Annotated in this window: 14 protein-coding genes; 5 read left to right on the forward strand and 9 right to left on the reverse strand. The window is 56.7% G+C overall.

The window, feature by feature from the left end; genetic code table 11:
* Positions 1-99 precede the first annotated feature (99 nt).
* From KTT_RS32285 to KTT_RS32295, 3 genes are all read left to right on the forward strand, one after another.
* Positions 100-687, forward strand: a complete 588-nt coding sequence (locus KTT_RS32285; protein ID WP_126601771.1) for an IS607 family transposase — start codon at positions 100-102, stop codon at positions 685-687.
* Positions 684-1,832, forward strand: coding sequence for an RNA-guided endonuclease InsQ/TnpB family protein (locus KTT_RS32290; protein ID WP_126601773.1), 1,149 nt, complete (start codon positions 684-686; stop codon positions 1,830-1,832). Before KTT_RS32285 ends, KTT_RS32290 begins: the two co-directional genes overlap by 4 nt.
* 115 nt (positions 1,833-1,947) lie before the next feature.
* Complete coding sequence (locus KTT_RS32295; RefSeq protein WP_126601775.1) at positions 1,948-2,268, forward strand: SDR family oxidoreductase; 321 nt, start codon at positions 1,948-1,950, stop codon at positions 2,266-2,268.
* A 217-nt stretch (positions 2,269-2,485) separates the two neighbouring features.
* On the opposite strand, the gene KTT_RS32300 is transcribed toward KTT_RS32295, so the two are convergent.
* Both KTT_RS32300 and KTT_RS32305 read right to left on the reverse strand, forming a co-directional pair.
* The gene (locus KTT_RS32300; protein WP_235845937.1) at positions 2,486-3,775 is read right to left on the reverse strand and encodes an MFS transporter; all 1,290 of its coding nucleotides are present in this window, start codon (positions 3,773-3,775) and stop codon (positions 2,486-2,488) included.
* A 307-nt stretch (positions 3,776-4,082) separates the two neighbouring features.
* On the reverse strand, positions 4,083-4,814 hold the full coding sequence (locus KTT_RS32305) for an SDR family NAD(P)-dependent oxidoreductase (RefSeq protein WP_126601777.1): 732 nt from the start codon (positions 4,812-4,814) through the stop codon (positions 4,083-4,085).
* 189 nt (positions 4,815-5,003) lie between these two features.
* On the opposite strand from KTT_RS32305, the gene KTT_RS32310 reads away from it, so the two are divergent.
* Complete coding sequence (locus KTT_RS32310; RefSeq protein WP_126601779.1) at positions 5,004-5,384, forward strand: hypothetical protein; 381 nt, start codon at positions 5,004-5,006, stop codon at positions 5,382-5,384.
* Positions 5,385-5,476: 92 nt separating this feature from the next.
* Here the strand turns inward: KTT_RS32310 and KTT_RS32315 are convergent, their stop codons facing one another.
* The 6 genes from KTT_RS32315 to KTT_RS32340 form a co-directional block, all read right to left on the reverse strand.
* Positions 5,477-6,400, reverse strand: a complete 924-nt coding sequence (locus tag KTT_RS32315) for a dihydrodipicolinate synthase family protein (protein ID WP_126601782.1) — start codon at positions 6,398-6,400, stop codon at positions 5,477-5,479.
* Positions 6,397-7,689, reverse strand: a complete 1,293-nt coding sequence (locus tag KTT_RS32320; protein ID WP_126601784.1) for an FAD/NAD(P)-dependent oxidoreductase — start codon at positions 7,687-7,689, stop codon at positions 6,397-6,399. Before KTT_RS32320 ends, KTT_RS32315 begins: the two co-directional genes overlap by 4 nt.
* A complete protein-coding gene (locus tag KTT_RS32325) occupies positions 7,686-7,928 on the reverse strand; it encodes a (2Fe-2S)-binding protein (protein WP_126601786.1) in 243 nt (80 codons plus the stop codon). The genes KTT_RS32320 and KTT_RS32325 overlap by 4 nt, the downstream gene beginning before the upstream one ends.
* Positions 7,921-9,045 (reverse strand): NAD(P)/FAD-dependent oxidoreductase, encoded by a 1,125-nt coding sequence (locus KTT_RS32330; RefSeq protein WP_126601788.1) that lies wholly within the window; start codon positions 9,043-9,045, stop codon positions 7,921-7,923. Before KTT_RS32330 ends, KTT_RS32325 begins: the two co-directional genes overlap by 8 nt.
* Positions 9,038-9,976 carry a proline racemase family protein gene (locus KTT_RS32335; protein WP_126601790.1) on the reverse strand — a complete coding sequence of 313 codons (939 nt, stop codon included), beginning with the start codon at positions 9,974-9,976 and terminating at the stop codon, positions 9,038-9,040. The genes KTT_RS32330 and KTT_RS32335 overlap by 8 nt, the downstream gene beginning before the upstream one ends.
* 272 nt (positions 9,977-10,248) lie before the next feature.
* On the reverse strand, positions 10,249-10,749 hold the full coding sequence (locus tag KTT_RS32340) for a MarR family winged helix-turn-helix transcriptional regulator (protein ID WP_126601792.1): 501 nt from the start codon (positions 10,747-10,749) through the stop codon (positions 10,249-10,251).
* Positions 10,750-10,880: 131 nt separating this feature from the next.
* On the opposite strand from KTT_RS32340, the gene KTT_RS32345 reads away from it, so the two are divergent.
* Positions 10,881-11,393, forward strand: coding sequence for a cupin domain-containing protein (locus KTT_RS32345; protein WP_126601794.1), 513 nt, complete (start codon positions 10,881-10,883; stop codon positions 11,391-11,393).
* A gap of 171 nt (positions 11,394-11,564) precedes the next feature.
* On the opposite strand, the gene KTT_RS32350 is transcribed toward KTT_RS32345, so the two are convergent.
* A complete protein-coding gene (locus KTT_RS32350; protein ID WP_126601796.1) occupies positions 11,565-12,323 on the reverse strand; it encodes an SDR family oxidoreductase in 759 nt (252 codons plus the stop codon).
* Between the last annotated feature and the right edge of the window lie 179 nt (positions 12,324-12,502).

Below are 12,502 nucleotides of genomic sequence, written 5' to 3' on the forward strand. Positions count from 1 at the left end.
CCATGTTTGTTTTCATGGCGAGAACGAAAGCCAATGTAAGGTCATAATTAGTTTCTTATTATATTGACAGGTAGGGACAATATATGATAAAATATAGCCATGAAATTGAGTCAGTACGCCAAACAGCAGGGCATCTCCTACAAAACGGCCTGGCGATGGTATAAAGCCGGGCAACTCGATGCCTATCAAACCGCCACCGGAACCGTCATTGTGCGCGATCAACCCGCCATCAGTGCTTCAACCGGGCGGATTGCTTTGTACGCACGGGTGTCCTCGGCTGACCAGAAAGACGATCTGGCGCGTCAGATGGAGCGCTTACGCACCTATGCGCTCGCCCGTGGCTATCAGGTCGCCAAAGAAGTGACTGAGATCGCCTCTGGACTCAACGATCAACGCCCGAAGTTGAGCAAATTGCTGCAAGATCGCAGTATCGGCACGATCGTCGTGGAGCACCGTGATCGTCTGACCCGCTGTGGCTTTCACTATATTGAACAGTTGCTGGCCAATGAAGGCCGACAGGTCGAAGTCATTTTTCCCAGCGAGACCACTGATGATCTGGTCGACGATTTCGTGAGCGTGATCAGCAGCATGGCTGCCCGCATCTATGGTCGGCGCAACAGTACACGCCGGGCCGCACAGATCAAAGCCTGTATTGAGAAGCAGATGGAGGAAGAGGAGGAGGCATGACGCTCATCGTGCGCGGCTATAAAACCGAGCTCAAGCTCAACAATGCACAACGGACCGCCTGCCTCAAACATGCAGGCACCTCCCGCTACGCCTACAATTGGGGCTTGCGCCGCTATCAAGAGGAGCGTGCCGCCGGGCGCAAAGCGCCCACAGCCATGAGCTTGCATAAAGAGCTCAATGCCCTCAAACAAGGCGAGCTTTCCTGGATGTACGAGGTCAGCAAGGCCGCCCCACAAGAGAGCCTGCGCGATCTGGAACACGCCTTCAAACACTTCTGGAAACGCTGTGCCAAGAAGCAGCAGGGGAGGTGGCGTGGCAAGCTGGGGTATCCGCGCTTCAAGTCGAAAAAGCGTGGGATTGGCAGTTTCCGCCTGACTGGCGCCATCCATGTGGGAGAAGATTGGGTGCAATTGCCACGTTTAGGCAAGCTGCGTCTGAAAGAACGTGGCTATCTTCCCACCACTGGTGTGCATATCCTCTCAGCGACCGTCTCAGAACGAGCCGGGCGCTGGTATGTTTCACTGCAGGTGGAGGAGGAACACGCTGAGGCCGCGATCGCCCTGGGAGAGACCATCGGCATCGATTTAGGGATCAAAGCGCTGGCGACGCTCTCGGATGGTCGGGTGTTTGGCAACCCGAAAGCGCTGGGATCGCATCTCAAGCAACTGCGACGGCTCAGCCGTCAGCATGCGCGCAAACAGCTGGGCAGCAAAAATCGGCAGAAAGCGGCGCGCAAACTGGCCCGGTTGCATGCCCATATTGCCAACCTGCGCCAGGACACGGTGCATCAGGTGACCGCACTGATTGTGGCGAAAACCAAGCCCGATCAGCAGCGTCCGACATGCATCGTCCTGGAGGATCTGCAGGTGAGCAGCATGGTGAAGAATCGCAACCTGAGTCGAGCCATCGCGGATGTGGGATTTGCCGAGTTTCGCCGGCAACTGGAGTATAAAGCGCAGCAGGCCGGCTCGCTGGTCTACACGGTCTCTCAATGGGAGCCGTCGAGCAAAACGTGTTCGTGGTGTGGTTGGATCGATGAGGATCTCACGCTGTCCGATCGCCTCTTCCACTGTGAAGCGTGCGGTTCGGTGATCGATCGCGACCGCAATGCCTCGATCAATCTCGCCCTCAAGGCGGCAGGATAACACAGCAGAGTACGGCAAGTTCTGCCGGAATGGAAGCCTGTGGACAGGGCAGCGCTGGCTCGCTCGCACGAGCGAGTGAAACTGCCCTGGATGAAGCAGGAAGTGAACGCCAGGTATGGCTTGTCCATATGTGGGTAAGTTTCACAGAACGGCCCATTATGCCGCGTCGAAAGCAGGTCAGATGGGCTTGATGCATGCCCTGGCAGGCCCTCTTGCTCCCTATGGAGTGACGGTCAATGTGCTTGCACCCGCTTTGATTGAGGGTGGTGGAACGTTACCAGGAGATGAAAAGGCACATCAGCAACTTGCCGCACGTGTTCCCGTTGGGCGTCTTGGTCGTCCAGAAGAGGTTGCTGATGCCGTTCTTTTGCTCATTGGAAATGCGTTTATCACGTCTCAGACTATTGTCATCGACGGCGGATTGTATCCTCGCTAACACATTCTTGCAAAGAGCAAGCAGGCTTTGAATGGGAGTTTGCTCTTTGCAAGAATGAACGTTGGACGTTCCTCATTTTTGTAGCGTTGGGGAAGAAACATGTACAGGCACAGCGAGTTTTTCTGGTGCTCGCTGACTCCACGCGTCGTCTGTTACTGTGACGTTTGTATGGTGAAGACTTGGGGACATCTGATCATCAACCATAGAATGTTGGGATTTACATATATGGTAACGTTGCTTGTCGCATGTGCCGATTCACAAACAGACCCCCCGTGATCAGAATCAGGCCACTCCACATGATCCCCACAGTGGCCAAAATGCCCAGATGCTCCAGGCTCAGTCCGAGTGCGGCAGGACCAATAGTAAGGATGCTGAACAGGATCAAGCGATAGACGCCACCTACGCGACCTTGCAGGGCATCTGGCACGACAGCCAGGCGATAACTGCTCATGAGGATAGCACCGATCGAGTCGGCGATAGCGATGCCCGTGAAGATAGCTCCCAGCAGGAGGGGGGTCGTGATGAAGCCATAGAGAGGCCAGAGCAATACAAACACGAGCAGGACACAGCCCAACGCTCTGCCAAAGCGTACTCGCCGCCGAAAGGGCGGGCAGAGCACCACGCCGAGCAGGTTCCCGACACCGCCAGCCGCGACGATCAGTCCATAGAACACGGACGGGATATGCTGCTGTTGCACAATGGCCAGCACGATAAGCACGCTGGCTGTTATGGTGAAGGAGAGATAGCTGGCAATCAGGACAACCGAGCGCGTCACCTGCTGCGACCATAGCCAGCTGAGCCCCTCGCGCACTTCTACCAGCATGTGACGACGCTCCGCCCTCCGTTCGTCTTGCATGGGCGAGCGGATGGAGAGCAGTGAGCACAGCAAAATCAGATATGAAAGCGCGTCTGTGACGAATGGGAGCAGCCGTGCGATGCTGAAGAGCAAGCTGCCTAGCGCGGGTCCGAGCAGTGCGCTGGAGCCATAGACAAACTCGTTCTGTGCTATCGCTGTGGTGAGATGGTTCTTTGGCACGACCCATGCCAGTGCTGCCAATTCGGCCAACTCATAGAAAACTGAAATGACTCCCAGGCCAACGGCTATGGTGTAAAGGAGAGGCAGCCGCAGTTGATCGCTGGCCAGGAACAGCACCAGGGGAATACTTGCCACGGTCCCCATCAAGCAGAACGAACAGAGAAGCATCAGGCGTTTGCGTGGCCAGCGGTCTACCAGCACCCCGGCGGGTAGGCTCAGGAGGACGTAGGGAAGCTGTTGCAGGCTATACGCCAGCCCGGCGGCAGCGATGGAATGCGTCAGCCCCACAATGAGCAGCGGAAACGCGAACTGTGTGAAACGCGTACCGAGTGAGGAGACAGCCTGGCCGAGCCAGAGCAAAAGATAGTCATGATTTCGCCAGAGGGGGACAGGCTTTTGTGGAATGACTTCCGTGTCCATGTATGCGGCTCGCGCCTCTGTACTCGTTTTGAGAGATGGTATTGTCTCCATGATATTCTCCTGCTGTTCTTGCTCAGCCCTCAAATGAGCTTTCTCCCCTGACTATACTATGGAAACAGGGCGATTATCGCCCTCTATGATCTTTTATTTTTCAACCGGGTATAACATACCCTTTTGTATCCCCGCCGCAGGAGAGGAGGGGATTTTGGGAACGTGATCATGCCCCTAGCATGCTCGCCCAAAACCCGGCAGGAGGGGATCGCCGCCCCTCCCCGCTTTATACCGGCTTTATTTGTTACACATCATGTGAGGAAAGCCCAGGTGTGTCAGATCGGCCCAATGAAGGCGTTCGTCGCCTTCACCCGGCCGCCTGGCTCCCCTCTGCGACTACGAAGGTCGCATTCTGGCGCTCAAGTTCCTTGACCGCACCGCTGCGCCAACTCTCCGCCAGGGACTCAGACATGGAATCGGGGAAGATTTCTTCCGTTCCCTTCTCCACGCCGTCGAAGATAGCGCGAGCGACTGACTCTGGAGAAGCCTTTGGTATGTCCAGAGATTGTGACATCTCGGTATCTATCGGCCCGGGTAGGACGGCATGGACGTTTACGCCCTGTCCAGCTAACAACGCGCGTAGTGATTGCGTCAGGTTGAACGTAGCTGCCTTGGCGAGTGAGTAGGACGGCATGACTGGTAAGGCGGCCAGGGCTGCCACGGATAGAATATTGACAATGGCTCCCCGCGAACGAGTGAGGAGCGGTAGGAAAGCCTGGGTCATATCGTAGGTGCCGAAGAAGATGACAGCGAGATGCTCTTCAAGCGCAGCCCGATCGCTCAAGTTCTCAGAAAGCGATATACTGGCATTGTTGATGAGGATATCAAGAGATGTGACCTGCTCAGCAACTTCCTGAATCTGAGCTGCGTTTGTTATATCCAGGGTCAAAGGCGTGACGCGCGTATCTGAATGTTGTATTGGGACACGCGTACCGGCATACACTTGCCTGGCACCTCTCCTCAAGGCTTCCTCAACTAGCGCCTTCCCAAGGCCGCGATTGGTGCCTGTGATCAAAATTGTTTTGCCCATGATGTTCATAAGCTCCCTGATCCTTTCTTTCCTCTGTATTTTGAAGTATGTGATAGAACTGACTAAGAGGATAGACCACTTGCGAATTGCAAGTATAAGCAGAGTATATCTATGGACGCCGAGAACATCTATGGTAAATTGTCTCGAAGGATTGTCTGATCGTCTTAAAAGAGTCGAAGAATAGAAATAGGAGATACAATGAATCCATATGTGAAAGCCGTTGAGGAGTATAAATCGCTCAAACCGGAGCTGTTTCCTTTTCTTTTGAGAATAGAAATACATGAGCAGTATTCTTATGATATTTTCGAAGTGGAGCCGGTTCTGGACGCGTGGTTTTATGAGAACGGGAGAATTGAAGAGTTAACGCGGGTTTTTCACATGCGTTTTTATGGCATGAATTTTAGCCCATTGAGGATCAGTAGTAGGCAGCCTCAGCACCTGGATGTTATTTCATTACATGAATGGCACTGGGAGGATTTTGTCTTTGAAGTTTATCCCCGTGATGCTGATGGAAAACCATATGCTGAGTCTTTTTATTGCCGACGTTTTGATGCTCGAATCATCAACGCATGCGTTTGAACGGTGATAGATGTGCCCCCCAGCCATTCATTACTGCAATGGTGAAGCGCGTTTACCATGATGTCGGGTCTCATGCGCTTCACCAGCTATCGCTATGCGATATCAAGCCCTGGCCGATGTTCAAGCGCATACCGGATTATCTCGTGGGCGTTTTCTAACTCGGCCCCGTGGAGTTCGAGGCGAGGTGCACGCACACGGGCGTTTCCCATGCCGACCATCTGCTGAGCTAGCTTGATGAGCTGTACAAATTTTGGTACCGTGTCCATTCTCAAGAGAGGGAGAAACCAGGAATAGAGCGCATCGAGTTGGGCGTGATCACCCTGGCCGGCGCGTACCTGCTTTGCCAGTTGAAAGAGCGCAATCGATTCGCGTGGGAAGGCATTGACCAGGCCGGCGATCCAGCCGGCCGCGCCAGCCTGTATGCCCTCTACAATCTCATCGTCTACGCCGACCAGGATCTCTAAACGCTCGCCAAGGAGGGCGCGAATCGCGGTGACACGGCGCACATCGCTGCTGGATTCTTTGATCGCGACCAGGTTGGTGTGCTCTTGCGCGAGCTCAGCTATCTGCTCGGGCAGAAAATCCGTTTTGTAGGCGGGTGGATTGTTGTACAGCAAGATGGGCAGGTTAGTAGCGCGCATCACCACCTCTACGTGTGCCTTCATTTCGCGCCAGTCGGTGGAATACACATAAGGTGGCAGGACCATCAGACCGTGACATCCAGCGGATTCGGCGGCTTGCGCGAGCCATACCGCCTCCGCCGTGGAGAGGGAGGCGATGCCGGGAATGATGGGCACGCGTTCGCCTACGGCATGCAGGGCCGTTTCAATGAGCGCGATCTTTTCTTCGGTGCTCAGCGTTGCGCTCTCACCGAGTGAGCCGCACGGCACCAGGCCGAGACAGCCTGCATCGGCCAGCCAGCGGCAATGCTCGCCGAAAAATGCAAAGTCAATGCTGTAATCCTGATTGAAGCTGGTTGTAATGGCAGGGATAACCCCGCTCCAATTGATGGTCATTGTGTATCCTCCTCTGGTTGATGAGAATGCGCATCTTCCTGTGTATGTATCAGGCTGGACACGCGTCCGACGGTCACGGGCGGACGCACGGAATCCTGGGTCCAGCCAAAGAGGAATGCGGTTGCGGCGCCACAGATACGTCCCTGGCAGGGGCCCATGCCGCAGCGCGTCTGCAGTTTGGCGCTGCGCCAGCCAGGATGCCTCTGCACTTCTTGATAGGTGACATCTTCGCAGCGACAGATGATGGTATCGGCGGAGGAAAGCTTTTTAAGCTCCGGTCGCAGGCTGAAGGTGTGCTCCAGGTGCCTGGTGAACGATTGGGTTCGCTCACGTTCTGGTAGACAGGCACGGGCTGCCTCTCCCTGTCCGCTGGCCGCGAAGCCGGCGATCTGTCCTTCCAACAGCGCCAGATCCAGCCCTCCGATGCCGGTTGCCTCGCCCGCGCAATAGATATCCTGGCGGCTCGTGTGCTGCCATGGGTCTACCCGCACCGCGTGGTCAAGGATCTCACATCCCAGGGCTGTGGCCAGTTCGGTATTGGGCCACAGGCCAAAGCCGCAGGCAAGATAGTCACAGGCAATCTCTGTTTGGCCCTGCCTGCTTTGAATAGTGACGGTTTCCAGTCGTTCTGTACCATGAGCGCCTGTCACCCAGGCATCCGCGTGAAGCGGCACGCCGCGCAGGCCCCAACCCAGTGCGCTGGCCTGCCTGAGCTGTTTGGGATAGCCGGGCAGGCGCAGACCAAAGGCTGCGAGCTTTGTCCAGGTGGTCTGTTCGGCGATATATTGGACACGCGCCCCTTTCTGTGTGAGAGAACTGGCGACGGCGAGCAACAGCGGCCCACTGCCCGCCACGACCACACGTTGGCCCTCGATGGGCAGCCCACCCTTGACCAGTGCCTGAAGTCCTCCGGCGCCCATCACCCCCGGCAGAGTCCAGCCGGGGAAGGGAAGGAAGCGCTCACGTGCCCCGGTCGCCAGAATCAGGCGCTTGAAATGGAGCTTTACGGCCCCATCTGGTAGCTCGACCAGCAGCGTATCAGTTGAGAGCGGCGCGAGTACCCTGGCGCGCTGGAGCGCGGTGATGGTATCGGTCGTGGCGCGCGCCATCCAGCGCCTGGCCTGGAGCGTGGGGACCTGCTCGATGCCGCCGCGCCAGATCTGGCCCCCTATCCGCGGGTTATCATCGAGCAGCCCAATGCTGGCCCCGCTGCGCGCCGCGCTTGCCGCAGCAGCCAGGCCAGCCGGTCCCGCGCCCACGATGACAATGTCAAAGCTTAGCCCTCTCATGTTGTTACCACCTCCATCCCATCTTCGCAGGGTATCTGACAGCTCAGGCGGTGGGCCCGGCCGTTGATGGTCACGCGGCACTCGAAGCAGATGCCCATGCCGCAGAGCGGAGCACGTGCGTCACCGCGTACGGAGCGGCGATAGGTGTTGACGCCGGCTCGTGCGATCGCCGCCACGACCATGCTGCCAGCGGGAACAAGGACTTCATGTCCATTGACGGTGAGGTGTATGTCAGACATGCTGCTCCTCCAGGAAGGTGCGTTGTGGCAGATAGGGTTCGATGGGCAGCGCCGGGCTCCGGCCGAGCAGTTGATCGGCGAGCAGGCGCGCGGTGGCCGGGGCCGTAGTGATGCCCAGACCCTCATGGCCGGTTGCCAGCCAGAGGCCAGCCCGTTCAGGATGGGGACCAATCAAAGGGAGTCCATCGGGCGTGGCGGCGCGCTGCCCGGTCCAGCAGCGTACACCGTTGAGCTGGCCCAGGTCTGGCAGGTAAGCCTGGGCGCAGGCGAGCATACGGGAAAGGATGGTATAGTCGATCTCATTGCCAGGGGCATCAAACTGGCGGGAGGAGCCGATCAGAACCTGTCCGGTGCCACGCGGCTGCACATTGAAGGCCACTGAATCGCCGCTGGTAGCATGCGCATTTTTGATGTACCCCATCTCAACCAGCTGGTGACGCACAAAATCCGGATAGCGGTCGGTAATCACCAGGTGTCCTTTCTTCGGGCGAATGGGCAGTTCGGGGAGCAGATCGGTAGCGCACGCGCCGGTGGCAATCACGACGATGCCGCCCCTGACAACCTGTCCATCCGCCATCTCGACTCCGCCTTCTACCAGGCGTGTGACCGTGCCATGCAGCACGCTGGTTTTGAACTGCTCAGCGGCCCTGATCAGCGCGGCCGCGCTGCGAGGTGGATAGACCACGCCATCCCCGGGTACGAGCAGACCGCCGGATAGAGCGGGATGCAGGTGTGGCTCGTGCGTGTACAACTGCGAAGCATCGAGTACCTCGCTCGGAATCCCATTGGCACGGAAGAGGGCATGTTTGGCGGATACGGCCTCCAACTCATCTTCGTCGGCTGCAACCCAGATCGTGCCGCAGCGCATATACTCGTGGTCCGCGGGAGCCTCCTGTACGAGCGCATCCCAGAGCAGCTGTGAGTAGCGCGTCAGGCGCAGTTGCGCCAGGCTGTCATCCATCACGACAATGTGGCCCATGCCGGCCGCCGTCGCGCCACTGCCTATGGCGTCCCGCTCGATGATGCCCACGGAGATACCCGCCGTAGCCAGTTCATAGGCGCAGGCGGCGCCGACAATGCCGGCGCCGACAATGATCACGTCAAATGCTTTAGACATCACGAATGCCCCGCTGGAAAGGATCGTGGTCATCGAGGATGAGGCTACCCTCTAAGGTGATGAACGCAGAACCTGTAATGGTGGGCCAGAGCTGACCATCTTTATAGCTGTAGGAGGCCTCAAAGCGGGTCTTGAGAATGCCCTCCTGTATCCATACTTCCCCTTCCTGGAGTTTGCCGTCCGCCGCCAGGCATGCGACCTTTGCGCTGGTGCCGGTGCCGCAGGGGGAACGATCGTAGGCCTTCCCGGGGCAGAGCACAAAGTTTCTGGTTCGCGCGCCGTTGCTGCCGGGCACAAAGAGCTCGATATGATCGATCAGTGCCCCATTGGCCCCGGTTATTCCCGTGCGTTCAAGCGCTGCGCGGATGCGCCAGGTGAAGTCGGTGAGCGCCTCTACACGTGCAAACTGAAGATCCTGACCATGATGCTCCACCAGGAAAAACCAGTTGCCACCCCAGGCGATATCGCCTGTGATCGGACCATATCCCTCGACCTCAACGCATACATTGCTGGCATAGCGATATGCGGGCACATTATGCACGGTCACACGGCCATCTGCCAGTAGTTCGGCCGTCACGATGCCCACGGGCGTCTCGATAAGGTGTTTGCCCACGCCGATGCGCCCCAGATGCGCCAGCGTCGTTACCAGTCCCATCGTTCCATGCCCGCACATGCCTAAATAGGAGACGTTGTTAAAGAAAATAACGCCGGCCGCGCACTCGGCACTTGTTGCCTCACAGAGGAGCGCCCCCACCATGGCATCTGAGCCGCGCGGCTCGTTGACGACAGCGGAACGGAACCAATCAAACTGCTCACGGAAAACGTTCAGGCGCTCGGCAATGCTACCCGAACCAAGGTCCGGCCCTCCATCAAGCACGACCCGTGTTGGTTCGCCCGCGGTATGCGAATCGATGATGGCAATAGTTTGCACAGTCTCTCCCTCTTTTTTCGCTACAGGCCAGGTGCGGCTTTTTCCGCACAATGATATATTACCTTTTTTATGTTTCGTTGTCTTGCCTGTGCAGGAACATGTCATTATGTTACGGTGTCAAATGATCCCACGAGTTGCGCAACGAGATTTTGAACGCATTAGCAATGCGACATCAGGACTGTTTTCTCCAATTCCCAGAAGTGAACGATGCGCCTCTCTTGTGACAAACGCTTCTTTTCCAGGGGAGAGAGGAGGGAAACCGCCCCCACCGCTCACGAAAGCGAGGTATCTCCTAAAGACTCCAGCAAGGTCCGGAGCCCACTCACAAGCTGTTCACCTGTAAGCGGATCGAGGGGTTGAAGGAGACGCTCCATGTTGGCGACATGCAAGCCGAATATCGCGTCTAGGACATTGCGTCCCTGTGGCGTGAGCTTGATGCGGACCGAGCGGCGATCGTCTTGATCTCGCACCCGCTCGACCAAACCTTTGACCTCCATGCGGTCGATCCGGTTGGTGATGGCCCCCGAGGTTACCAACGCTGCCTTGAGCAGAGCTGAAGCAGTCAATTCGTACGGTTCGCCCGCTCGACGCAGTGTGGTGAGCACATCGAACTCAAACGGCTCCAGATCGTGTTCGGCGAGAAACTTCTTGTGTTCCTTTTCCAGTACGCGAGCAAGCCGCGCAATCCGACCCAGGACCTGCATCGGCCAGAGATCAATATCAGGGCGTACACTTTTCCATTGGGCAATTACCGCATCAATCGCGTCAGCCATTACTCCCTCCTCACAATGTTGATTATTTTAATGTTAAGATAGTTGACATTAAGAATATGACCTGTTACTCTCTGAATGTTGGGAGAATAACAGAACCCATGTTTCATGTCAAGCAAAGAAAGGAGACCGACATGACGTTCATCATTCCGCGTTTTGATGAGGCTCTGGTGGTGAGGGAGGCTGACGTAGAGGTCCTTGGTCTGGCCCCACTTTCTACCCGTTTGCTGGCTGATAGTGACGCGACGGGAGGCGCGCTCAGTATCATGCGCACAACGATGGGAGCGGGTCTTGAAGGAGCCAGGCCGCACACGCATCACCAGTCAGCTGAACTCTTCTACCTGCTGGATGGGCAGCTCCAACTGCTGGCAGGAGAGCAGGTCATCACTGCCAGCAAAGGAGATCTGGTGGTGATTCCACCCGATATGGCCCACGCGTTTGCGACTCCTGCTGGCCACGCTGCCGATTTCCTGATCGTCCAGGCTCCAGGGCTTCCTCGCTTCGAATACTTCCGGCTCGTCGAACGCCTGAAACGTGGAGAGGCAACGCTTTCGGAACTGCTGGCCTCTCAGGAGCTCTACGACAACCACTTCCTGAATAGTCCCGCATGGCAAGTTGTCCGAGAGTCGGCTCACCACCATGATTGACACACCTCATAGCTAAAGCCCTGATTCTTACCCACATGTAACATTCGTAGAATGGCGTGCGTGATGCTTCTCCCCACGGGTCAACCGAGGGATCCTTGCATCACGCGAATTGTTAGATGGAGAAGCATGGCAGGAAAATAACGTGGACAAAAACGGGGCAATCTTATAGCCTTAACCGCGACCTATAAAAGGCATTCTGGTTGCCATCACGGTGACAAACGGGACATTGACATCGAGTGGCAGGCTCGCCATATAGAGCACCGTCCGCGCAACATGATCGGCACTCATCGTTGGTTCGACAGCAACGGTGCCATTGGCCTGGAGCACCCCATCTTCCATGCTGGCTGTCATCTCGGTTGCCGCATTCCCAATGTCAATCTGCCCACAGGTAATGTCAAATGGGCGACCATCCAACGCCGTTGATTTGGTGAGGCCGGTGATGGCATGTTTGGCCGCCGTATACGGGGCGGAATTGGGTCGAGGGGTATGCGCGGAAATCGACCCATTATTGATGATACGCCCACCGCGCGGATTTTGCTGCTTCATCATCCTGAAGGCATGCTGCGTGCAAAGGAATGTTCCCGTCACGCACGTATCCAGTACCCGGCACCACTGCTCATAGCTCAGTTCTTCAAGTGGGATGGAAGGGGCACCCACGCCTGCATTATTAAATAACACATCCAGCCGTCCGAACGTATCTTGCGTTGCTGCGAATAACGCCGATACCGCTTCAGGGTCGCTCACGTTGGTAGACATCACCAGCGTGCGCGACTTCGGCACCCCAGCTTCCTGAACCGTCTGCTCCAGGGGTTCGACTCGGCGGCCCGCGAGCACGACGGAATACCCGGCTTCTAAGAGCAGTAATGCCGTTCGTTTGCCAATACCAGTTCCAGCACCAGTTATGAGAGCGATGCGACCCGTTCCATTCATATGTCTTTTTTCCTCGTGCGCCATTCTACTCCTCCGATGTTCTATACGTGCCCTACCTGCCCATCGACCAGCCGTACTTTGAATCCCTGGTGAAAAAAATATCTCTTTTATCAGAGTGGATGTCAAGTGTTTCCTGATTTTTACACCTATTGTACGCTTCAAAAGGCGCGACCGTCCAC

Origin of the sequence: Dictyobacter aurantiacus, from assembly GCF_003967515.1 — a bacterium.
Classification (GTDB): domain Bacteria; phylum Chloroflexota; class Ktedonobacteria; order Ktedonobacterales; family Ktedonobacteraceae; genus Dictyobacter; species Dictyobacter aurantiacus.